The following is a 22,646-nucleotide window of genomic DNA, read 5'->3' on the forward strand; positions in this document are numbered from 1 at the left end:
CGGCACAAAGCAAGAACAAAGTCGCCTGCCTTCAGCGTTGGGTAGCGGCTTCATTGAGCTCTGGGTTCCTCGCCCCACGAAGTGGGGGAGAGGTGGCTCGGCGAAGCCGAGACGGAGAAGGGGAACCGCGCTCTACGAATGCCCCCTCTCCGGCCGCGGAGCCTGTCCTCGGGCTTGCCGTAGGTAAGACGCGTGGGCGGCCACCTCTCCCCCGCTTCGCGGTGGGCGAGGAACCCAGGTCTTGGTAGAAGGTGCAAGCCTCGCCGAATCTTCCCATTAATGTCAGTAGACTCAACCTCTCCAAGCGGCTTTCCTAGGCGCGTCCAACGCCTCGGAGAACGCCCATGCACCGCCGCACCCTAATCGCCGTCAGTCTTTCCCTCACCTTGACCTTTGTGCCGCTGGCGGCCGTATTCGCCGCCTCGCCGCAGCCGGCGAAGGGCGAGCACGGCATGGTGGTGACCGCCCAGCATCTTGCGTCGGAAGTCGGCGCCGAGGTGCTGAAGAAGGGCGGCAATGCCGTCGATGCGGCGGTCGCCGTCGGCTATGCGCTGGCTGTGGTCTATCCGAACGCCGGCAATATCGGCGGTGGCGGCTTCATGACCATCCGCTTCAAGGATGGTCGCTCGACCTTCCTCGATTTCCGCGAGCGCGCGCCGCTCGCCTCGACGAAAACCATGTATCTCGACAAGGACGGCAAGCCGGTGAAGGGCGCCAGCCTCGACGGCTATCTCGCGGTCGGCGTGCCGGGCTCGGTGGCCGGCTTCGAGACCGCACGGGAAAAATACGGCACGCTGACGCGGCAGGACTTGATGGCGCCGGCGATCCGCTATGCCAAGGACGGTTTCATGCTGGAGCAGGGCGACGTCGCCTCGCTCGAAGGCGGCACCGAGCGGCTGGCCAAGGACCCGGCCGCGGCGGCCATCTTCCTGAAGCCGGACGGCAAGCCTTATGCCATCGGAGAGCGCCTTGTTCAGGCCGATCTCGCCGCCGCGCTCTCGGCCATTTCGGAACAAGGTCGCGATGCCTTCTACAAGGGGACCATCGCCGACGGCATCGTCAAGGCGAGCGCGGAAAAGGGCGGTATTCTAGCCAAGGCGGATTTCGAGACCTATGCGGTCCGCGAACTCGAGCCGGTGACCTGCAACTACCGTGGCTATGAGATCACCTCCTCGCCGCCGCCGAGCTCCGGTGGCGTCATCATCTGCGAGATCCTCAACGTGCTGGAGGGCTACCCGCTGTCCTATCTCGGCGCGGGTTCCGCCGAAACCGTTCGAATCATGGTCGAGGCGATGCGCCATGCCTATGTCGACCGCAACTCGGCGCTCGGCGATCCCGACTTCGTCGACAACCCGGTCGAAAAGCTGCTCGACAAGAATTATGCGAAGGAAATCCGCGAAAAGATCGATCCGTTCCGGGCCGGCGTGTCGCAGGAATTGATGCCGAAGGGTTTTGGCGAGAGCCAGGAGACGACGCATTATTCGATCGTCGACAATGACGGCAACGCCGTCGCGGTGACCTATACGCTGAACGGTTCGTTCGGCGCCGCCGTCGTCGCCGACGGCACCGGCATCCTGCTCAACAACGAGATGGACGATTTCACCCAGAAACCGGGCGTGCCCAATCTCTACGGCCTCGTCCAGGGCGAGGCGAATGCGATCGAGCCGGGGAAGACGCCGTTGTCGTCGATGAGCCCGACCATCGTCGCCAAGGACGGCAAGCCGTTCATGGTCATCGGCAGCCCCGGCGGCTCACGCATCATCACCATCACACTGGAAGCGATCGTCAATGTCGTCGATCACGGCATGAACATCCAGGAGGCGATCGACGCACCGCGCATCCATCACCAGTGGCTGCCCGACACGGTCTATATCGAACCGTTCGGCCTGTCGCCGGACACCGAAAAACTGCTTGCCGGCATGGGCTACCACCTCGATGTCGCCGATGCGACCTGGGGCCAGGCGGCCGGCATCCTGGTCGGCGGCCAGAGCCTGGCCGACATCGAGAAGGGCGGCGGCGCCCGCTACAACGGCGCCATCGACAGCCGCGCCGCATCCGGCAAGGCTATCGGATATTAGATTTCGTGCGCTCCGGGTCTGTTGAGATTCAGGTGATGCCGACACCACCTGAATATCGGCAGACCCGTCAGATGACCAAGGTGATCGTGGACGCAATCAGCATCACGGCCGCGATGCCGACGAACAAGGCATAGATACGCGGCCGGTCGAGCAGGAGCGCATTTCCCGATATCCACGCCGCGGTGGCGCCGCCAAGCGCGTAGAGGAAGCCGTTACGATGCCCAAAGGTCAGGGATGCGGCCATCAGGCCGCCAATGACGAGGGCGCCGAACACGATGATCACGGCGACCGCGTATTTCTCGAAGTCGTTGCTGCCCACAGCCGGACCCATCACGTTCAACGTCGACAGGTCGTCCGGGTCGAACGGGTTGGCCGACCCATACTCGTCTTGACCGACAGGCTCGCGCATCATTCATTCTCCTTGAAGCGGCAACAAATCATCAAGCCTTGCCGAGCGCAACCGGATCGCGCCGCGTTCAATGCGATAGGCACGGTCTTCAACACTTTCTGGCGGCGGCTTACCATCGTTTTTTGGATTTATCCGGATCGTCCTTTCGCTCCAGGCGACCGACTGGAATCGCCAGCCTGTATGATTCGGCTTGAAAGTCCGCCGCTCTGGAGGCGGATTCGAACCGCTGCCCCTAGAACTTCATACTGAGGCTGCCCTTGACGACGCGGCCTTCGCCATAGATGCAGCCGGAACCGGGAAAACAGGTCGAGTAGTAGGTCTTGTCGAACAGGTTGGAGACATTGAGCGCGGCCTGCCAGCCATTCTTCTTGTAGCGGAGCGCTGCGTCGACCAGCGTATGGCCGGGCACGCTGACTGCGTTCGCATTGTCGCCGAAGCTTGCGCTGCCCTGGCCTATGGCCCCGTTTCGCGCTGCACGATATGCATTCGACTTCATCTCGATACCCCTCAATGCCTGCGCACAGTGCCATTTCAGTCGGCGCAACAAATGTTGACTCTTTTAGTCATCTTCAATGTTGACTATTAAGTCATGTTTCATAGTCAACCGGGCATCGGCGGCGATAACCAGATTCTGGAAACACGGGTGCAATGAGCTGGAGAGAAATCTAGGACCGTGACCAAGACTCACATCCAGACGGCCATCCGAATGACCCGGCGCGGGGCGCTCGGACTTTTCGCGCTGCCCTTCACCGGCATTGCGTCCTCGACGGCCGAGGCGAAGCCGCTGCGCATCGTCTGCCTGGATGACGGGCTGGCCGAGACCTTGCTGATGCTCGGCGTCAACCCAGTGGCCATTGCCGGTCGCGACGTCTGGGAGAACTGGGTGGTCGAACCGCCGCTGCCGCCGGAGATCGCCGATGTCGGCACCTTGCTGGAACCCAATCTCGAACTGCTGCAGCAGCTTGCCCCGGACATCATCCTGGCCATGCCGTATCTCGACGGCATCAAGCCGCTGCTCGAACGCGTCGCGCCGGTGACGACGATCGGGCTCTATACCGAAGCGGGACAGCCCTATAAGCGCGCCGTCGAGGCAACCCGCCAACTGGCTGGGCTTGTCGGTAAGGAAAGGGAAGGCGAAGCGCTGATCGCGGCGACGGATGCGTGTTTTTCAGAGATTCGCCAGGAGCTGGCGCCACTTTCGGCGCGGCCGATCTATGTCGTCAGCTTCATGGATCCGCGCAATGTGCGCGTCTATGGCAAAAAAAGCCTGTTTCAGGAGGTGTTCGATCGCATCGGGCTGCGCAACGCCTGGACGGGCGAGACCAACTATTGGGGGTTTTCGACCGTCGGCATCGATGGCCTGGCGACATCGAGCGACGCACGCCTTGCCTATCTCGAACCCTTGCCCGAGGGTGCCGGCGGCACGCTGACCGAAAGCCCGGTCTGGAACGCCATGCCCTTCGTGCGCAACCGTTCGATCATGCGTCTTCCCGCCGTCCTGATGTTCGGCGCGCTTCCGTCCGCCACCCGTTTCGCCCGCGTCCTGGCCAAGGCGATGACCGGGGAAGCCGCCCGTGACTGAGGACGGTGCGGCCTTGGCGGCGGACGGCAAGCTGGCCGGGCGGACATGGCCGCGCGGCATGTTCGGCAATCAGCCGGTGGGCGCGATCCTGCTCTGTGCTGTACTATCGGCGGCAGCGGCGGCGGCAACGATCTCCAATCTCACTGTGCAGCTGCCGTCGGCACTTTGGCTGCAATCGCTCACTGCCCCCGACATCGAGGACATGCGGCAGGTTCTCGTCCACTATGCCTTCCTGCCCAGGCTTGCGGTCAGCCTTTTGTGTGGTGCCGCGCTTGGGCTTGCCGGAACCGTCCTGCAGCAGGTTCTGCGCAACCCGCTGGCGTCGCCGGAAACCGTCGGTGTCTCGGCCGGCGCCCATCTGGCGCTGGCCTTGGCGACGCTCTTGGCACCCTCCTTGCTCGCCTTCGGCCGCGAATGGGTGGCGCTGGCCGGTGCCCTCGTCGCCATATCGGCCGTCTTCGCCCTGTCCTGGCACAAGGGCCTGTCGCCGCTTTCCGTCGTGCTGGCAGGGCTGGTCGTCAGCCTCTATGCCGGCGCGATCGGGGCGGCCCTCATCGTGCTGCAGCACGAATGGCTGGCCAGCCTGTTCATCTGGGGTGCCGGTTCGCTCGGCCAGCAGGACTGGACAACGACGCTTTGGCTGTTGCCGCGCATCGGCGCTGCGGCTTTGGCGATCGGCCTGATGGTCCGTCCGCTGACCCTGCTTGGCCTCGACGATGAAGGCGCGCGCAGCCTCGGCGTTCCGCTTGGCGTGTATCGCTTCGCCGGGCTGGCTGCTTCCGTCGCGCTCATCGCCTTCGTCGTTGCCGCTGTCGGCGTGATCGGCTTCGTCGGTCTGGCGGCCGCGTCCCTTGCCCGCATCGGCGGCGCGCGCCGGCTGAGCCAGCGGCTGGTCATGGCGCCGCTCATCGGTGCAGCGCTTCTGTGGGCCGCCGACCAGGCGGTGCAATTGGCGACCGGGCCGCAGGGCGACCTGCTGCCGACCGGCGCGATCACAGCACTTCTCGGCGCGCCATTGCTGCTGTGGCTGCTGCCCCGCCTTGCCCTTGGCCTGGAGGTCCCGGCGCTCACCGCGGCGCGCCTGCCCAGAATAGGCCGGCCCGGCCTCGTGCTGGCGGCAATCGGTCTGTCCCTGCTTCTGCTGCTCGGGCTTGCCTTGCTCTATGGGCCGGGGCCGCATGGCTGGACAATCGCCTTCGGCGATCAACTGCAGCCCTTGCTGGCATGGCGGTGGCCCCGCGTGTCCGCCGCGTTTGCCGCCGGCGCGATGCTGGCGCTTGCCGGGCTGATGATGCAGCGGCTGACCGGCAATCCGATGGCAAGCCCCGAGGTGCTCGGCATCAGCGCCGGGGCGGCGTTCGGCATGATGATGGCGCTGTTCGCGCTCTCCGATGCGGGCCGCCCGACCCAGACCGCGGCGGCGACCGTCGGCGCCTTCGCCGCTCTGCTGGTGACGCTGGCCAACGGGCGGCGCGCCGCCTATGCGCCAGAGCGCCTGCTGCTGGCCGGCGTGGCTTTGACGGCGCTGTTCGACGCGCTGATCCTGGTGCTGACCGCCACCGGCGACCCGCGCGCCGTGAAGCTCCTCAACTGGCTCACCGGCTCGACCTATGGCGTCGATGCCGGTGCCGCGCTTCTGACCGGAGCCATCGCCTTTTGCCTGCTGCTTTTCGCTCTTTTTTTCATGCGCTGGCTGGAGATGCTGCCGCTCGGGTCCTCCGCCGTTCAGGCCCTTGGCATCGATGTGCCCAAAACCCGGCTTCTCGTGCTGCTGATGGTCGCTGCGCTGACGGCCGCGTCGACGCTGATCGTCGGGCCGCTGACTTTCATCGGCCTGATGGCGCCGCATCTCGCCCGCCGCCTTGGGCTGGCCCGCGCGCTGCCGCAAGCCGCCGGCGCGGTACTGGCCGGGGCGCTGATCATGGTCGCCGCCGACTGGATCGGCCGCACCGTCATCTTCCCGCTTCAGATTCCGGCCGGGCTCGTCGCCACGCTGATCGGCGGCCCGGTGCTGATGTGGTTGCTGCGCCGCCGCTGACGCCCTCATTCCAGTGCAAGAGATGCCCATGGCCGAACTGATTTCGACGCCCGCTTTGATCGCCGACACCACGGTCCACGATCTTGCTCCGGCGCATGGTGGCGAACCCTACCGGATATTTCTGCACGTGCCGGCAAAGCCAGCGCCGCAGGCCGGCTGGCCGGTTCTCTATATGACCGATGGCAACGACGTGATCGGCACCGCCGTCGATGCCGTGCGCGCGCAGGCGGGTTATCCGCTCGGCACCAATGTCGAGGATGGTGTCATCGTCGCCATCGGCTATCCCCTGGCGGGCGCCTACGACCCGCTCAGGCGCTCATGGGATCTCGGCCCGCCGCCGGGCAAGACCTACCCGCCATTCCATGATGGCGGCCCGGAGGTTCGGACCGGCGGGGCGGAAGATTTCCTCGCCTTCATCGAGGGCGAGCTGAAGCCGTGGGTGGCGGGCCGCGCCAGGATCGATATCGGCCGGCAGGCATTATACGGCCACTCCTTCGGCGGCCTGTTCGCGCTCTATGCCCTGTTCACTCGCCCTCTCGCTTTCCGCACCTGGGTGGCGGCCAGCCCGGCCATCTACTGGGAGGATCGCGCCATCGACCACTTTCTCCACGCGTTCGAAGCCGCCGTACCGGATGGCTTGCGAATGCAGGTGATCCTGTCGGCCGGCGAATACGAGACGGAAAAGCTTGCGCCCTTCCAGATCGGCGCTGCGGGACGAGGCGCAACGCCTGGAGCACAAGAAGCTGACGCGCACCGACGAATTCGCGCGCCTGATGGCAGAGCGCCTTGGCGCCATTCCCGGCCTGAGCGCCAGTTTCGAACTGCATGCCGGCGAAAACCATATGTCCATCCTGCCGGTCACGGTCAACCGAGCGGTGCAGGCGGCGTTCGCGGTGCATCATCATCATTAAACGCAGGGGCTTTGAGCGCGCCAAGTGCCGGCGACAAGGATTGCTCGATCACGGTTCGCCTGTGCTCGGCAGAGGACGCACAGCTTCCTATCGGACCTGACGACGATCGCACGCAAGCCGCCCAAGGCAGGCTGACGCCTTTGGCGGAGAAGGGTGGCCGGCGCCACTTTTGGGGGGGCGTTGGGGTAGGTTGCCTGATCGGCGCCGGCCTAGCGGAAATCAGGTCCGCCGCAGGAAAACATAACATGCACGACAAAGTGTGACAGTGGTGTGATCACGTAAGACCGTTCGCGCTTTCCCAATGCGGTGCGCCGCAGTGGTTTCATTCAGTGTTCAGCCAATGCGGGACTGTCCATCGCTGGACCCTGGTAGAGCTTGCGCTCCATGGCGGCTTTCGCCTTTGGCCAGTCGTCGGCCGTTATCGCATATCGTGCGAGGTCGCAGTCTCTTCCGTGGACCTGTCTCGCGCTCCTGGCGATGCCCTCCAGAGTGAGTCCGGATTTTTCCATCGACCGCCTCGCGGCGATGTTTTCCGCGGACGTTTCGGATTCCCAGCGGCGAAAGCCGCATTCGTCGAAGGCGCGGACCATGGCGAGGTAGGTTGACTCCAGCGAAGCGAGTGTCCCGGCAAGTGATCGGGATTTGATGACGCGGCCGGATTCTACCGTTCGGTGGTTCAGATCGATCGAGCGGTAAGCGCGGATGCCGAGCGCTCTGCCATCCCGCACGATCGCATAGATATCCGATGTGGCCGGGCGGGAGAGCAATCTGTCGATCAGAGACCGTTTTCCGCCAGACTTCGTCATCTGGTTCAAGTGCCCGACGAACTCGCTCTCCGACGAGATGATCGGCCAGTTCATGAATCCCACATAGTCATTCAATTCGGTGCCGCCTAATGCCTCCCAAAGCTGCGGGCCGTGCGTCTTCGGGATCAACATCTCGTTGGTAACGTAACGACCCATCATCGGGGTTCGCGGTAGCGGCAATGCTGCTGTCATTGTCGAATCTAACCCTAGTTCCGCGTCAGAGGGAAGCCGGGTACAAAACACGACAACATCCGCGTCGGCGGCTATCCGCAATTTGGGATCGGGAAACGCGCCTGAGCAGCGCAACGATTTCTTCTGCAATAGGGTCTGGCTCGGATGAAAACATGTCTTTCATCCGTAGGGCAGGCTCCTTCGGTAATGGTGCTTGTCCGCGAGCAACTCCTGCGCCGGGTCGGTTGGGCTGTTCGCGTCCGCAACGTCAAGTTCTTGAAGCCGGGTTTTCCGAGTCGGAAAGGGCCTGTTCGACGATGGTGCCGATTGAGCAGGGCTGACACGCTGAAGATCGCCGCCACCAAAGCCCTCAGTGCGTGGTGACGGCCGACTCCAGGGCAGGTGACGCTCACAGGAACCTTTTGGCGCTGGCGGGACAGCGCCCCTCTTCCCTCGCGCTGGCCAAGAAAAGCCGCCGAGGCGAAACCCGGCGGCTTGATCGTTCGACTGGGTCGTTTCAGCCGCTATCGGCTTTACGGCGCCGGAGCCAGCTTGGCGGCCACCTGGTCGATCTTGTCGGCAAGCACACCCTTGGCCCAGTCCGTGACCTCGGCGTCGACGGGCTTGTTGGCCATGTCGGCCAGTGCCGCGTCGAGCGATGCATCGTCGGTGCCGACAGCGGCCTGGTCGGCAGCCGTCTGGGCCGCGGCAGCCGCTGCATCGGCATCCGAGACCGTGGTTTCCTGAGCCGCGACCTGCGCTTCCAGATCCGCGATCTGTCCCGGCAGGGCCGCCTGTTCCTCGGGCGTCATGGCAGCAATCTGGTCAGGCGTAAGCGCGTTCAACGTGTCGAGCTGCGCGTTCAGGGCATCCAATTGGGCCTGAGCGTCGGCCGCCGCCGCGGCCGCCTTGTCAGCTGCGGCCTGTGCGATCTGGGCGTTCGCGGACGCCACCACAAAAGCCTGTACGGCAGCGAACTTCTTGCTCTTGGAGTTCATATAGGCGTTGACGTTGCGTTGCAGCGAGTTCAACCGGCCGAGCTTGGCATGGATATTCTTTTCCTTGGACACGGAGGCGGTCTGCTCAGAGTCGTCAACAGCAGTCTCCGTTTTGGCCTTGGCCACCTGCCCCTTGGCTGACGCCGACTTGCCATGCGAACCGCTATTGCCGGAATTGCCGCCAGCATTGCCGTTGCCGCCGTTACCGTTGCCGCCGCCGTTACCGTTGCCGCCACCATGGCCGTTGCCGCCACCATGGCCGTTACCGCCACCATGGCCGTTACCGCCTGCCCCGGCCAGCGCCGGAGATGCCAGAAGCGCGAACACGGCAAACGCGGCGAAAAGAGTCTTTCGGGATGTCATGATTCCTCCTTTTTGAATCGCACCTTCGAAAAATCAATATAACCACCAAATATGACGAAGAGCTAATTTATGTCTGAGAAACTTTAGGCAAAATGCGGAAATCCGGCTGGTTGCGACACCGACCTGCACCGAGGCCCTCGCATCATCCGGCGACACAAAATCCCTATCAGCACCTCGCTCTTCGACCGCCCTGGCCATCGACACGACCCGGCGGCGCAGCCGATACCGCCATGCTCGAGGAGGGGCCGCACCTCTGTATACCCCCGTGTGGCAACGACTCCGATCCAGATCACTGATGCAGCAAATTCGGAGGAGCCCTCGCGGCAGGTTCATCTTCCCCCTCCCATGTCGCGTTCATGTCGCGTGGAGCTGCCGATAGTCGAAGGAAACCCTTGGAAATCAACGGTAGCAGTTTGCAACATGGCGCGACATGAACGAGCTGGGGTGGCCAAGTTTGCCGCCTCGCAAGGCATTGATTTTATTGGGGATTTTATGGTGCCCAGAGGCGGAAACGAAGCATAGAAAATTATACATACTTATCAATTAGTTAGAAAGGCACCAAGTCTGCCCGATACCAACATCGATACCAACAAAATCTCTCTGTGGATAAGTGCCATTTGGCAAGCACCGATGCCAGTTCGGCAATCAGAGCCGCGTTCTGGATGGAGAATTCTTGCCAACCAAGACCGCCGGTCACCATGAGGTCAGCAGCTGAGAAGACAAGAATACAGACGATAATGCCGCTCTGGATTGGTCCGACCAGCCGTCGGCGCGGCGCATCCGATGCTTGCGCGACGGCGATCGGTACAAGCAGTTGGACTTACGGGTGACGCCACAAAAGCCAAGGTGACCGACATAGCAGACACCAGTTGTTGGTGAGCTAAAACCGATCCATACGGCAGGAATAATTCCTCCAACGGCGATGGTCGCCGCAATGTCAGTCAGCTTCAAGATCGGATTGGCCGGCGTCTCGACAGGGATAAGGTGTGATCTCGGGGAGCATGAGGAACTGTGGGGCAGTAACGTTGCGGCCGACCAAACGGGCACTTTCTGTGGCGCGGTTCAGGCCCGTTCAGAGAGCCTCCGCCAACAACCGCCCCACAGTTCCTCATGCTCTCCGATAACGAGGCACGTAGCAAGAACGTGAACCCCTGAGCCAACCAGGAGGCCTCCCCTATGGGTCAATACGGTCAGGTGGCCTGCCATCATTCCAGGACAGGACAACTGATAAAGAAGTGTCGCCGGTCTGACGACCGTACTATCCGACACTGTTCTGTCGCCTTTGTTGGGTCCGCGACACCGGCCTATTTCGCCGAGCTCTTGTCTGGCCTCAGGCTAATCCGCTGAAAAGCAATCACAATGTTTTTCTTCTGCTGGGTCGGCCAAATTGGCACGAGTTTTGAAACTCCTTCGTTGCGAGCCGGGAGCCGCCGACCGACCTTCATTTCGTGGATGACACCGCGATCGATGGAACGAAGAAAGAAAAGCAAAATGTCAAATCCGCATCAGATAGCATTCTATGGGAAGGGGGCCTCGGCGAAACCGCCACCCTTGCGCAGGAAATCTTGATGGCCGGCTGCGACTCAAAGGCCCACCACACTCGCCTTATCCTGAACTCGAAGGCGCAGGATAAAGTTCTGCATCTCGCCGCGCGGTATGCCTAGACAGTGATCATCACTGGCGGGTTCGAGGAGTTCCCGGTGCTCTGTGATGCGCGGACGCCGCCGGTAATCGCGATCTTCTCCGCAATTTGCCGGCGCGCCTGGCGCGCGCCGGTCAGATCAGCCAGCCAACAGGTAACCAAGATGGACGTGCAAGAAACCACTGCAGCATGCCGGGACGCCTTCGCCGAACTGGCGTCGCCAGCGTGCATCCACGACCCGTATCCGTTCATGCGGTGGTTGCGCGAGCACGATCCGGTGCATCGCGCGGCGTCGGGCCTCTTTCTGTTGAGCCGCCACGCCGACATCTACTGGGCGCTCAAGGCCACGGGCGATGCGTTTCGGGGACCGGCGCCGGGCGAACTGGCGCGCTATTTCCCGCGTGCGGCGACCAGCCTGTCGCTCAATCTGATGGCGTCCACGATAGCGATGAAGGACCCACCGACGCATACGCGTCTGCGCCGGCTGATCTCGCCCGATTTCACCATGCGCCAGATCGACAACCTGCGGCCGAGCATCGCGCGCATCGTCGCAGCGCGCCTGGACGGCATGGCGCCCGCGCTGGAGCGACGGGAGGTGGTGGACCTGCATCGGGAATTCGCGCTGGCCTTGCCCATGCTGGCCTTCGCCGAACTGTTCGGCCTGCCCCAGGACGACATGTTCGGGCTCGCCGCCGGCATCGGCGCCATTGTGGAAGGCCTGGGCCCGCACGCCAGCGATCCCCAGCTCGCCGCGGCGGACGCGGCCAGCGCCAGGGTGCAGGCCTACTTCGGCGACCTCATACAGCGCAAGCGCACCGATCCCCGCCATGACATCGTGTCGATGCTGGTCGGCGCACACGACGACGATGCCGACACGCTGTCGGATGCGGAGTTGATCAGCATGCTGTGGGGCATGCTGCTGGGCGGCTTCGCCACCACTGCTGCGGCTATCGACCATGCGGTCCTGGCGATGCTGGCGTATCCCGAACAGCGGCACTGGCTGCAGGGAGACGCCGTGGGGGTGAAGGCATTCGTCGAAGAAGTCCTGCGCCGCGACGCGCCCGTCCTGTTCAGTGCCACTCCGCGTATCGCCCAGCGCGATATCGAACTGGGCGGCGTGGTGATCCCGAAGAACGCGGACGTGCGCGTGCTGATCGCGGCCGGCAACCGCGACCCGGACGCCTTCGCCGATCCCGACCGCTTCGATCCCGCGCGGTTCTACGGCACGAATCCTGGCATGTCGACCGACGGGAAGATCATGCTGAGCTTCGGCCATGGCATCCACTTCTGCCCCGGTGCGCAACTGGCCCGGATGCAGTTGGCCGAGAGCCTGCCGCGGATCCAGGCGCGCTTCCCCACGCTGGCATTGGCCGAGCAGCCGACCCGGGAGCCCTCCGCGTTCGTTAGGACGTTCCGCGCGCTGCCGGTGCGGCTGCATGCGCAGGCGGGGGGCTGAGATGCGCGTCGTGGTCGACCAGGATCTGTGCGGAACCACCGGGCAGTGCGTGCTGACGCTGCCGGGCACCTTTCGCCAGCGCGAACCGGACGGCGTGGCCGAAGTGTGCGTGGCGACGGTGCCGCAGGCGTTGCACGCCGCCGTGCGGCTCGCGGCCAGCCAGTGCCCGGTCGCCGCCATTCGGGTCATCGAAAGCGACGCTGGCGATCACGAGCGCGCCAGCGCCGACCCTGCGCCTTCTCCGGCGGAACCCGAGCGGCATGCCGCGAATGACCAACGCAATCCAGGAGGACACGATGGGACGGTTTGAAGGCAAGGTGGCCGTGGTGACCGGCGCCGGTGCCGGCATCGGCAAGGCATGCGCCCTCGCCATCGCGCCCGAGGGCGGCAGAGTGGTGGTGGCCGACATTGATGGCTCGGCGGCCATCGCCTGCACCGCGCAGATCACGGCCGAAGCGGGCCACGCGCTGGCCCTGGCCATGGACATCGCCGATGCGCAGGCGGTGGCAGCGCTGTTCGAGACGGCGGAGCGGCACTTCGGTGGGGTCGACTGCGGTGAACAACGCGAGCCATGCATCTGACCCCGCACGACCGCGCGATCCTCGACCTGGACCTGGCGGTCTGGGATCAGACCATGGCGACCAATCTGCGCGGCACGCTGCTCTGCTGCCGGCAGGCCATCCCACGGATGATCGCCCGCGGCGGTGGCGCGATCGTCAACATGTCGTCGTGCCAGGGGCTCAGCGGTGACACCGCGCAGACGTCCTACGCCGCGTCGAAGGCGGCGATGAACATGCTGTCGGCCTCGCTCGCCACCCAGTACGGTCATGCGCAGATCCGCTGCAACGCGGTTGCGCCGGGTCTCATCATGACCGAGCGTCTCCTCGCCAAGCTGGACGAGTGCATGCAACGGCATCTGCGCCGGCACCAGCTCCTGCCGCGCGTCGGCCGCCCCGAGGACGTGGCCGCGCTGGTGGCGTTCCTGCTCTCCGACGATGCTGCGTTCATCATCGGCCAGGTCGTGTGCATCGACGGCGGCATGCTGGCGCATATGCCGACGTACGCCGACGGTGGCAACAGCCGCGCCGCGCGGCCTGCCGGCGACACCGCCGAAGCGGCCGCGGCGCCGAGCTGCTGATGGAGCTGATGGACATGCTGCTCAACCCGCTGAACCGTCGCCACCGGCTCCGGCACGACATCCCGGTCGTGCCCGGCGCTTTCCCCCTGGTCGGGCACCTTCCCGCCATCGTCTGCGACCTGCCGCGCCTGCTGCGGCGCGCGGAACGGACGCTGGGCAGCCACTTCTGGCTGGATTTCGGCCCTGCCGGACACCTGATGACCTGCATGGATCCGGACGCGTTCGCACTGCTCCGGCACAAGGACGTGTCCTCGGCGCTGATCGAAGGGATCGCGCCCGAATTGCTTAGTGGAACGTTGGTCGCCCAGGACGGCGGCGCGCACCGGCAGGCGCGCGATGCGATCAAGGCGGCGTTCCTGCCCAAAGGGCTGACCCAGGCCGGCATCGGCGACCTGTTCGAGCCCGTCATCCGGGCGCGGGTGCAGGCGTGGCGCGACCGCGGCGACGTAACCATCCTGCGCGAAACCGGCGACCTGATGCTAAAGCTCATCTTCAGCCTCATGGGAATCCCCGCGCAGGACCTGCCGGGATGGCATCGCAAGTACCGGCAACTGCTGCAGTTGATCGTCGCGCCCCCGGTCGACCTGCCCGGACTGCCCTTGCGGCGCGGCCGCGCCGCCCGCGACTGGATCGACGCGCAGTTGCGCCAGTTCGTCCGCGACGCGCGCGCGCATGCCGCGCGCACCGGGTTGATCAAGGACATGGTGAGCGCCTTCGATCGCAGCGACGATGCGCTCTCCGATGACGTCCTGGTCGCCAATATTCGCTTGCTGCTGCTTGGCGGTCACGAGACCACCGCCTCGACGATGGCCTGGATGGTGATCGAGCTGGCGCGGCAGCCTGTGCTGTGGGACGCCCTGGTCGAAGAGGCGCAACGCGTGGGCGCGGTGCCGACCCGACACGCGGACCTAGCGCAGTGTCCGGTCGCCGAGGCGCTGTTCCGCGAGACGCTGCGCCTGCATCCGGCGGTCACGCTCCTGCCGCGTCGCGCGCTGCAGGAATTGCAACTCGGCCAACGGCGCATTCCCGCGGGCACCCATCTGTGCATCCCGCTGCTGCATTTCTCGACCTCGGCGCTGCTGCACGAGGCGCCTGATCAGTTCCGCCTGGCGCGGTGGCTGCAACGCACGGAGCCGATCCGGCCGGTGGACATGCTGCAGTTCGGTACCGGCCCACACGTCTGCATCGGCTACCACTTGGTATGGCTGGAACTGGTGCAGTTCTGCATCGCCTTGGCGCTGACCATGCACAAGGCCGGGGTGCGGCCGCGGTTGCTGAGCGGCGTCGAAAAAGGCCGGCGCTATTACCCGACCGCACATCCGTCCATGACAATCCGCATCGGATTCTCATGAGCTGGCATCGCCATGCCCCGTGTGGCGAGGCAGCGGCGCCGGCGACGCGCGGCATTGCTGCACTCAGCGCGTGCGCTCGTGCGACTGCGGCAACACCGCGGCGGCTCGGCGCTCGCCGTGGCCGTCTCCTGTCAGGTACACGGACATGAACAACATGCAGGCCGGTTCCACGCTACACGACGACCGAACTGGCGTTTCCGCGCTCGGCGGATTGAGCGCGCAGGCGCGCGGCACATCCGGCAGGCTGCTGCCGGAGATCTGGATGCAGGACGGCGCAAAGAGGGTCGAACAGGCGCTGGCGCGTCTTCTCTGCGCCGAAGACGACGGTGAGACCGAGCTGATGGCGGCGATGCGCTACGCCACCTTGCATGGCGGCAAGCGCACCCGCGCCTTGCTCTGTCTGGCTGCCGGCGCACTGGCCGACACGCCGGCGCACATGCTCGACGACGTCGGCGCCGCCATCGAGATGATGCACGCCTGTACCCTGGTCCACGACGACCTGCCCGCGATGGACGACGACGTGCTTCGCCGCGGCCTTCCGACCGTGCACGTCAAGTTCGGCGAAGCCACTGCGATCCTGGTCGGCGATGCGCTGCAGGCGCACGCCTTCCTGACCCTGGCGAGCCTGGATGCGCCGGGCGACAACCGTATCGCGCTCGTGCGCGAACTGGCGCAGGCGGTGTCCGCCGAGGGTGCCGCAGGCGGGCAGGCCATGGATCTGTCGCTGGTCGGAAAGCACGTCGAGCTGGACAGGATCGTGGCGATGCACCGGATGAAGAGCGGAGCGCTAGTGCGCGCGTCCGTTCGCATGGGCGCGCTATGCGCCATCGTGGAGGATGCCGCGCACGCTGCGCTGTACTGTGCGCTAGATCGCTACAGCGCCTGTTTCGGCCTGGCGTTGCAGGTGGTCGACGACATTCTCGACGTGACAGCGGATACCGCGACGCTGGGCAAGACCCCCGGTAAGGACGCGGCGGCGCAGAAGCCGACCTGCGCGTCGATCATGGGGCTGCAGGCAGCGCGCCAGTTCGCGCTGGATCTGTTGCGCGACGCCGGGGAGGCCATCGTCCCGCTGGGGCCGCGGGCGGAACGGTTGGCGCAGATGCTGCAGCGGGCCAATGCGTATCTGTTCAAGCACGCGCCATGCGCATGAGCGTGCCCGTCCGCATGGAGTCGCCCCTGTGCCGCTGCGATCGGCCGGCGGCAGCGGTGCATGCTGCACTGTGTCCGAGTCCGCGGCGCCGATCGCAGCGGTTGCCCAGCACGGCCGCGGCGCACGCGGCGCAGCTGCGCGCAAGCCTATGCAGCGGACCGGCGCCAGCATCGGGGCGCGTCGCCGCGCCGGAGCAGGGCGGCCGTCCGGCGCTGCCCATGCGCCGGGCCGCGACGGGGCTGCGGCGACGTGCGCGGCGTCTGCCCGATCCTGGCTCTCGTCAACCGTCTGCAGAAGGAACATCCCGCGTGAACGCGCTGTCCGAACAGATCCTTTCCGAATTGCGCCACCTGCTGAGCGAGATGAACGACGGCGGCAGCGTCGGTCCGTCCGTCTACGACACGGCGCGAGCTCTACAGTTCCACGGCAACGTCACCGGTCGGCAGGACGCATACGCGTGGCTCATCGCGCAGCAACAGGCCGATGGCGGATGGGGAAGCACGGACTTCCCGCTGTTCCGCCATGCGCCCACGTGGGCGGCGTTGCTGGCATTGCAGTGTGCCGGCGCTGCCGACGCAGTCCAGGCCGCAACCCGGTTCCTCGAGCGCCAGCCCGATCCCTACGCGCATGCGGTGCCGGAAGACGCGCCGATCGGCGCGGAGCTGATCCTGCCGCAGTTGTGCGGCGAGGCCGCATCCTTGCTGGGCGGCGAGGCGTTTCCGCGCCACCCGGCGCTGTTGCCGTTGCGGCAAGCGTGCCTGGTCAAGCTGGGGGCGGTGGCGACGTTGCCGAGCGGCCATCCGTTGCTGCACTCCTGGGAAGCCTGGGGGACGTCGCCGACCACCGCATGCCCGGATGACGACGGCAGCATCGGCATCAGTCCGGCGGCCACCGCCGCGTGGCGTGCGCACGCTGTGACACAGGGGAGCACGCCGCAGGTCGGGCGCGCCGACGCGTATCTGCAGGCGGCATCGCGGGCGACGCGCAGCGGCATCGAAGGTGTCGTTCCCAACGTCTGGCCGATCAATGTGTTCGAGCCATGCTGGTCGCTGTACACCCTGCATCTGGCCGGGCTGTTCGCGCATCCCGCGCTCGCCGAGGCGGTGCGCGTGATCGTCGCGAAGCTCGACGCCCGCCTGGGCGTGCGCGGTCTGGGCCCGGCCTTGCACTTCGCGGCCGATGCGGACGACACCGCCGTTGCGTTGTGCGTCCTGCGCCTTGCAGGCCGCGACCCGGCGGTCGATGCGTTGCGCCATTTCGAAATCGGCGAGCTGTTCGTCACCTTCCCCGGCGAGCGCAATGCCTCGGTGTCGACCAACATCCATGCCCTGCATGCGTTGCGACTGTTGGGAAAGCCCGCCGCCGGCACCAGCGCCTACGTCGAGGCCAATCGCAACCCGCACGGTCTATGGGACAACGAAAAATGGCACATTTCGTGGCTGTATCCCACCGCGCATGCGGTCGCTGCGCTGGCGCAAGGCAAGCCCGAGTGGCGCGACGAGCGCGCGCTGGCGGCGCTGCTGCAGGCGCAGCGCGACGACGGCGGCTGGGGCGCCGGTCGCGCGTCCACATTCGAGGAAACCGCCTATGCGCTGTTCGCGTTGCACGTGATGGACGGGAGCGAAGAGCCGACAGGGCGCCGGCGCATCGCGCAGGCGGTGGCGCGTGCGCTGGAGTGGATGCTCGCCCGCCATGCGGCGCATGCATTGCCGCAGACGCCGCTGTGGATCGGCAAGGAACTGTATTGCCCCACCCGGGTCGTGCGCGTGGCCGAACTCGCCGGGTTGTGGCTGGCGCTTCGTTGGGGGCGGCGCGTCCTGGCCGAGGGAGCAGGAGCGGCGCCATGATCCAGACCGAACGCGCGCTGCAGCAGGTGCTGGAGTGGGGGCGTTCCCTGACCGGGTTCGCCGACGAGCATGCCGTGGAAGCGGTCAGGGGCGGCCAGTACATCCTGCAGCGCATCCACCCGAGCCTGCGCGACACCAGCGCCCGCACCGGCCGCGATCCGCAGGACGAAACGCTGATCGTGGCGTTCTATCGCGAACTGGCGCTGCTGTTCTGGCTCGACGATTGCAACGACCTTGGCCTGATCGCGCCGGAGCAGCTCGCCGCGGTGGAGCAGGCGCTGGGGCAGGGCGTGCCGTGCGCGCTCCCCGGATTCGAGGGCTGCGCTGTGCTGCGCGCTTCGCTGGCCGCACTCGCCTACGATCGTCGCGACTATGCTCAGCTTCTCGACGATACCCGGTGCTACTGCGCGGCGCTGCGCGCCGGACACGCGCAGGCGGCAGGGGCGGAACGCTGGTCCTACGCCGAGTACCTGCACAACGGCATCGATTCGATCGCCTACACGAACGTGTACTGTTGCCTGTCGTTGCTGTGGGGGCTGGACATGGCGACCTTGCGCGCGCGTCCGGCGTTTCGCCAGGTCCTGCGGCTCATCTCCGCGATAGGGCGCCTGCAGAACGATCTGCATGGACGCGACAAGGACAGGTCGGCCGGCGAGGCCGACAACGCGGCGATCCTGCTGCTGCAGCGCTATCCGGCTATGCCTGTGGTGGAGTTCCTCAACGACGAGCTAGCCGGCCATACGCGCATGCTGCACCGGGTGATGGCGGAAGAACGCTTTCCCGCGCCGTGGGGACCGTTGATCGAGGCCATGGCGGCCATCCGCGCGCAGTACTACCAGACCTCGACCAGCCGCTACCGCAGCGACGCTGCGTGGGGAGGCCAGCGTGCGCCGGCCTGAACGCGCGGGAGGCGGCGGCGTGCGCGCGCTGCCGTCGGTCCGATCCGATGCGACGCCGTCGCCCAATGCGACGGATGGAGCGAGCATGAGCGACACCGCCCTGAGCCGGCGCAAGGACGACCATCTGGACATCGTGCTGGATCGGCGAACGGCGCCGGCCACGGTCGCCGCCGGCTGGGAGTACATCCGTTTCGAACACTGCGCATTGCCCGAGTTGGATCTGACGCAGATCGACCTGCGCGCCTCTCTGCTGGGCAAGACCATGCGCGCGCCGCTGCTGATCAGCTCCATGACCGGCGGCATGCCACGCGCCGAGGCCATCAACCGGCATCTGAGCGAGGCAGCGCAAGCCTTGGGGATCGCCATGTGCGTCGGTTCGCAGCGCGTGAGCCTGCAATCCCGCAACTCCCAGGGGCTGACGCGCGCGCTGCGCCGCCTGGCCCCAGACATTCCCTTGCTGGCCAATATCGGCGCCGCGCAACTGCGCGAGGCCAACGGCCTGGACCTGGCGCGCCGGGCGGTGGATGCGCTGGAGGCCGATGGACTCATCGTCCATCTCAATCCGCTGCAGGAAGCGGTACAGCCGGAGGGCGACCGCGACTGGCGCGGCGTCCTAGCGCAGATCGCTCGCGCCGCGCGCAGCGTGGGCGTGCCGATCGTGGCCAAGGAAGTGGGGTCGGGCCTGTCCGCCTCGGTGGCCTGTGCGCTCGTCGAGGCGGGCGTGGCGGTGATCGATGTTGCCGGCGCCGGCGGCACCAGTTGGGCCGCGGTGGAGGGCGAGCGCGCCCGCGATACCGCCGACCGTGCAGTGGCGATGGCGTTCGCCGATTGGGGGATTCCGACCCCGGCCAGCGTGCAGGCGGTACGTCGGGCGCTGCCAACGGTGAAGCTGATCGCGTCGGGCGGGATCCGCGACGGCGTCGACGTGGCCAAGGCCATCCGCCTGGGCGCGGACATCGCCGGGCAGGCGGCCGGCGTGCTGCGCGCGGCGACGGTGTCCACCGAGGCGGTTGTCGCGCATTTCGAGATCGTCATCCGCCAGTTGGCCGTCGCCTGCTTCTGCACCGGCTCGGCTGATCTGGCGGCGTTGCGTCAGGCGCGCTTGTTGCCCTCGGCGCATCTGCCCGCCGGCTGATGCCGGCGTCGCCCCCACGTGGCGGCGGGCGCCTAGCTAGTTTCCATCCACAGTGTGCTGCAGCAAGCAAAAGGAGGTTCGATGGTGAACTGACAACATGCTGAGAAGCTGCGTGAAAGATGAGGGTAGGCCCCTCGGGATCGGCTTTCAGGAGCGGGTCTCATTTGGGCGCCGGCAACGGCGTTCGTGAAGCGTAGACAGCGGATGCTGAAGCCCGAGGTTGAGCCTCGAAATGCTCTATACGCTGGAGCCTTTGGTGTTGGGACCACTGGGGGCAGCATCGGCGGGACCGTGATAGGCGAGGTCTTGTCGATCCGGCCGGGGTCTGAGAACCGGGCAAAGGCATGGGATGGATTGCCAGGAAACACGAGAGATCCCGCTTGCGTCCACGGACGCGGCGCGCCGGAGGAAGGAACGCCGGCTGATCAAATGTTCCAGGCCCAGTGCGCGTCCTCCACGCGCGTTGGGAGCGCTGCGGCGGACACGAAGGACGGAGGAGCGTGTGGAGCCTGCGACCGAAACCATAAGGGACCAGGCATGCGCGGGCGGGAAGTCGTAGTGCCTTCATAGTACCGGCGAAGGCGGGGAACCGGGACCCGGCGGAGGGAAGGGAGGCATCATGAAGAGAGAACCGTTGACCTGAAACAAGGGAGGGGGCACTGAACCCTACAAACCTGTCCACGAACCGACAACGGATAGCCGAACTGGCGAGGACGAAAGATCGCCATGACAATGAAATTCCCCCTTGTTGAAGACACACTTGGAAAGAAACTCGAGGCCGGGACAGGGCTGTCGGTCGACTGCCTCACGTGCAATCGGAAAGCTGTCCTAGACGTGGCCGAACTGGTGAAACGTTTCGGGCCGGATCAGCCATGCTTGCACTGGGACCTGGTGAAACTGATCTTCTGCCATGAGTGCCGCAGCGCCGGCCGAGACGATCGCAATCTGCAGTTCACCAACCAGGCGAGGATGCCTGAGAGCGTCGCTAAACCTCGTGACGATCAAAACGACCATCTATCCCGCGGCTGCCATAGATCCACCGGCGTTCGCCAAAGGCGGTACCGGGCGGCTTTTGCGATCTGGTGGGCGACCGGCTCAAAGAAATGGGTCGACGAACCATCCTCTAACGTATTGATTCCAATAAAGAAACCTTGACCTTCCGGGCCCAAAATTCGCCAGTACGGTGCGGCCTAGCATCGTCAAATCGAAACGATCAGTGATTGTCGGCATCGGTGGTTGCGTGTCCCCGCAACCAAATGCCGAAAACGGCCCGCCCTGTGCGGGCCGTTTTTTTATTCGGCTGTGCCGGCCGGTTGATTTTGAAAGCCGACGTAGCGGGACAGAAAAAGTCAAATCCTGTCAGGGCAGCAACCAATTTCGGGTTGTGTGCGTCAAGTTCTGCAAAAAGGGGCGGCCATGGAGCTGGTCATGCGGCTTGGCGCAGAGCGAGCTTCTTGTGCTCGCGCAGGTCGTCCATGTTGATGTAGCGGTTGGCCTCCATCCAGTTTTCGTTGGTTTCGACGGCCAGTGCCCTGACGAGGCGCAGGCAACTCTGTGAGTTTGGAAAGATGCGCACGACATAGGTGCGCCGTCGGATTTCCTCGTTGAGCCGTTCAAGCATGTTGGTGCTCTTCAGATGTTTGTGGTGCTGGCGTGGCAGACGAAAGAAGGTCAGCGTGTACTCGATGGTCTCCTCCACCCATGTCGTCAGTCGTGGGTAGCGGGCCGACCATTTGGCAAGCCATGCGGCGAGATCGGCCTTGGCCTCGGCGAGATCGCGCCGGTCGTAGAGCCAGCGCAGTTCCTGCAGGCAGTCGTCGCCATGCTTTCTCGGCAGGTGATCGAGCGCGTTCCTGAGGAAGTGCACGTAGCAGCGCTGCCATGCAGCTTCCGGGATCACCTCGCCGATCGCCGCGACCAGGCCGGCATGATCGTCGGACACGACCAGTTCGACGCCCCTGAGGCCGCGTGCCTTCAAGCCGACGAGGAAGTCCCTCCAGGCCGAGCGGCTCTCGCGATTGGCCATCTCCACGGCCAGGATCTGGCGGCGACCGTCCCAGTCGATGCCGACCGCGATCAGCACCGCCTGGCTCATGACGATGCCGGCTTCGCGCACCTTCTCGTAACGGGCGTCGAGGATGAGGTAGGCAAACGGCTCTTGAAGCGGGCGCTCGGCAAAGGCCTTCAGGCTCTCGTCCAGGCGTTTGTTGATGGCCGAGATCGACGAGGCCGAGAAGGCATGGCCACACAGCTCTTCCGTGATCGCCTTGACCTTCCGGGTCGAAACGCCCTGCACATACATCTCCGCAAGTGTGGCCACCAAGGCCCGCTCCGAACGCTGGTAACGCTCGAAAAGCTCGGTGGAGAAGCGCCCGGCCCGGTCCTGCGGAACCCGCAGCTCAAGCTTGCCAACACGGGTGACAAGAGTGCGGCCATAATAACCCGAGCGATAGCCGAGCCGCTCCGGTGTGCGCTCGCCTTTCGAAGCACCCAGAGCCTCGTCCATCTCGGCCTCGAGCACCTCCTGCATCACCGCACGGATCACTTCATGCAGACCTTGCGGGTCCGAAAGCAGAATGTCTTTGACGGCGGCGCTGGCGGTCTTACTTTCAGTCTTGGTCATGGTGGCGTTCCTTCGCGGGAATCAGGTGACGTTGAACATCACCAG

General features: G+C 65.3%; 16 protein-coding genes and 3 pseudogenes. 14 read left to right on the top strand and 5 right to left on the bottom strand.

All coding sequences use genetic code 11. The features are described 5' to 3' along the window. The first annotated feature begins 344 nt into the window (after window positions 1-344). The gene (gene ggt / locus IQ26_RS07655; protein WP_145715489.1) at window positions 345-2,078 is read left to right on the top strand and encodes a gamma-glutamyltransferase; all 1,734 of its coding nucleotides are present in this window, start codon (window positions 345-347) and stop codon (window positions 2,076-2,078) included. Between the two features lie 67 nt (window positions 2,079-2,145). Here ggt and IQ26_RS07660 read toward each other — a convergent pair whose 3' ends face one another. After that, window positions 2,146-2,490, bottom strand: a complete 345-nt coding sequence (locus IQ26_RS07660; protein WP_162457886.1) for a hypothetical protein — start codon at window positions 2,488-2,490, stop codon at window positions 2,146-2,148. Window positions 2,491-2,719: 229 nt separating this feature from the next. After that, complete coding sequence (locus IQ26_RS07665; protein ID WP_145715491.1) at window positions 2,720-2,983, bottom strand: TonB-dependent receptor; 264 nt, start codon at window positions 2,981-2,983, stop codon at window positions 2,720-2,722. 177 nt (window positions 2,984-3,160) lie between these two features. Between IQ26_RS07665 and IQ26_RS07670 the strand changes: the two genes are divergently transcribed. The 3 genes and pseudogenes from IQ26_RS07670 (at window position 3,161) to IQ26_RS07680 (ending at window position 7,018) form a co-directional block, all read left to right on the top strand. Beyond that, window positions 3,161-4,069 carry an ABC transporter substrate-binding protein gene (locus IQ26_RS07670; protein WP_240547029.1) on the top strand — a complete coding sequence of 303 codons (909 nt, stop codon included), beginning with the start codon at window positions 3,161-3,163 and terminating at the stop codon, window positions 4,067-4,069. Window positions 4,070-4,127: 58 nt separating this feature from the next. After that, window positions 4,128-6,107 (top strand): Fe(3+)-hydroxamate ABC transporter permease FhuB, encoded by a 1,980-nt coding sequence (gene fhuB, locus IQ26_RS07675; RefSeq protein WP_167522671.1) that lies wholly within the window; start codon window positions 4,128-4,130, stop codon window positions 6,105-6,107. 28 nt (window positions 6,108-6,135) lie between these two features. Next, window positions 6,136-7,018 (top strand): annotated as a pseudogene (locus tag IQ26_RS07680) (alpha/beta hydrolase). 326 nt (window positions 7,019-7,344) lie between these two features. On the opposite strand, the gene IQ26_RS07685 reads toward IQ26_RS07680, so the two are convergent. Then, complete coding sequence (locus IQ26_RS07685) at window positions 7,345-8,097, bottom strand: GNAT family N-acetyltransferase (RefSeq protein WP_145715495.1); 753 nt, start codon at window positions 8,095-8,097, stop codon at window positions 7,345-7,347. 431 nt (window positions 8,098-8,528) lie between these two features. Next, window positions 8,529-9,320: a hypothetical protein gene (locus tag IQ26_RS07690; protein WP_156090925.1), complete on the bottom strand. Its 792-nt coding sequence runs from the start codon at window positions 9,318-9,320 to the stop codon at window positions 8,529-8,531. 1,527 nt (window positions 9,321-10,847) lie between these two features. Here IQ26_RS07690 and nifH point away from each other — a divergent pair. From nifH to IQ26_RS07745, 10 genes and pseudogenes are all read left to right on the top strand, one after another. Then, window positions 10,848-11,011: pseudogene (nifH, locus tag IQ26_RS07700) on the top strand (nitrogenase reductase); the annotation flags it as partial. A 150-nt stretch (window positions 11,012-11,161) separates the two neighbouring features. Then, window positions 11,162-12,454, top strand: a complete 1,293-nt coding sequence (locus IQ26_RS07705; RefSeq protein WP_145715546.1) for a cytochrome P450 — start codon at window positions 11,162-11,164, stop codon at window positions 12,452-12,454. A 1-nt stretch (window position 12,455) separates the two neighbouring features. Beyond that, on the top strand, window positions 12,456-12,764 hold the full coding sequence (locus IQ26_RS07710; protein WP_145715501.1) for a ferredoxin: 309 nt from the start codon (window positions 12,456-12,458) through the stop codon (window positions 12,762-12,764). Further along, window positions 12,751-13,592: pseudogene (locus IQ26_RS07715) on the top strand (SDR family oxidoreductase). Before IQ26_RS07710 ends, IQ26_RS07715 begins: the two are co-directional and overlap by 14 nt. Window positions 13,593-13,600: 8 nt before the next feature. Then, on the top strand, window positions 13,601-14,944 hold the full coding sequence (locus tag IQ26_RS07720; RefSeq protein WP_145715548.1) for a cytochrome P450: 1,344 nt from the start codon (window positions 13,601-13,603) through the stop codon (window positions 14,942-14,944). Window positions 14,945-15,098: 154 nt separating this feature from the next. Continuing rightward, complete coding sequence (locus tag IQ26_RS07725) at window positions 15,099-16,097, top strand: polyprenyl synthetase family protein (protein ID WP_145715550.1); 999 nt, start codon at window positions 15,099-15,101, stop codon at window positions 16,095-16,097. A 308-nt stretch (window positions 16,098-16,405) separates the two neighbouring features. Beyond that, window positions 16,406-17,944: a hypothetical protein gene (locus IQ26_RS07730; protein WP_145715551.1), complete on the top strand. Its 1,539-nt coding sequence runs from the start codon at window positions 16,406-16,408 to the stop codon at window positions 17,942-17,944. Further along, window positions 17,941-18,843, top strand: coding sequence for a terpene synthase family protein (locus IQ26_RS07735; RefSeq protein WP_145715503.1), 903 nt, complete (start codon window positions 17,941-17,943; stop codon window positions 18,841-18,843). The genes IQ26_RS07730 and IQ26_RS07735 overlap by 4 nt, the downstream gene beginning before the upstream one ends. Before the next feature lie 85 nt (window positions 18,844-18,928). Continuing rightward, a complete protein-coding gene (gene fni, locus IQ26_RS07740; RefSeq protein ID WP_145715519.1) occupies window positions 18,929-19,978 on the top strand; it encodes a type 2 isopentenyl-diphosphate Delta-isomerase in 1,050 nt (349 codons plus the stop codon). Window positions 19,979-20,704: 726 nt separating this feature from the next. Continuing rightward, window positions 20,705-21,133: a hypothetical protein gene (locus tag IQ26_RS07745; RefSeq protein WP_145715521.1), complete on the top strand. Its 429-nt coding sequence runs from the start codon at window positions 20,705-20,707 to the stop codon at window positions 21,131-21,133. A 271-nt stretch (window positions 21,134-21,404) separates the two neighbouring features. Here the strand turns inward: IQ26_RS07745 and IQ26_RS07750 are convergent, their stop codons facing one another. Beyond that, window positions 21,405-22,601 carry an IS256 family transposase gene (locus tag IQ26_RS07750; RefSeq protein WP_145715523.1) on the bottom strand — a complete coding sequence of 399 codons (1,197 nt, stop codon included), beginning with the start codon at window positions 22,599-22,601 and terminating at the stop codon, window positions 21,405-21,407. Window positions 22,602-22,646: the final 45 nt, after the last annotated feature.

The organism is Mesorhizobium tianshanense, assembly GCF_007830515.1.
Classification (GTDB): Bacteria; Pseudomonadota; Alphaproteobacteria; order Rhizobiales; family Rhizobiaceae; genus Mesorhizobium; species Mesorhizobium tianshanense.

Excerpts from the sequence above, each read along its gene's own strand:
- IQ26_RS07750 (WP_145715523.1), bottom strand. The coding sequence starts at position 22,601 with ATGACCAAGACTGAAAGTAAGACCGCCAGCGCCGCCGTCAAAGACATT.
- IQ26_RS07660 (WP_162457886.1), bottom strand. The coding sequence starts at position 2,490 with ATGATGCGCGAGCCTGTCGGTCAAGACGAGTATGGGTCGGCCAACCCG.
- IQ26_RS07735 (WP_145715503.1), top strand. The coding sequence starts at position 17,941 with ATGATCCAGACCGAACGCGCGCTGCAGCAGGTGCTGGAGTGGGGGCGT.
- fhuB (WP_167522671.1), top strand. The coding sequence starts at position 4,128 with ATGTTCGGCAATCAGCCGGTGGGCGCGATCCTGCTCTGTGCTGTACTA.
- fni (WP_145715519.1), top strand. The coding sequence starts at position 18,929 with ATGAGCGACACCGCCCTGAGCCGGCGCAAGGACGACCATCTGGACATC.
- IQ26_RS07705 (WP_145715546.1), top strand. The coding sequence starts at position 11,162 with ATGGACGTGCAAGAAACCACTGCAGCATGCCGGGACGCCTTCGCCGAA.
- IQ26_RS07710 (WP_145715501.1), top strand. The coding sequence starts at position 12,456 with ATGCGCGTCGTGGTCGACCAGGATCTGTGCGGAACCACCGGGCAGTGC.
- IQ26_RS07665 (WP_145715491.1), bottom strand. The coding sequence starts at position 2,983 with ATGAAGTCGAATGCATATCGTGCAGCGCGAAACGGGGCCATAGGCCAG.
- IQ26_RS07725 (WP_145715550.1), top strand. The coding sequence starts at position 15,099 with ATGCAGGCCGGTTCCACGCTACACGACGACCGAACTGGCGTTTCCGCG.
- ggt (WP_145715489.1), top strand. The coding sequence starts at position 345 with ATGCACCGCCGCACCCTAATCGCCGTCAGTCTTTCCCTCACCTTGACC.
- IQ26_RS07745 (WP_145715521.1), top strand. The coding sequence starts at position 20,705 with ATGACAATGAAATTCCCCCTTGTTGAAGACACACTTGGAAAGAAACTC.
- IQ26_RS07720 (WP_145715548.1), top strand. The coding sequence starts at position 13,601 with ATGGACATGCTGCTCAACCCGCTGAACCGTCGCCACCGGCTCCGGCAC.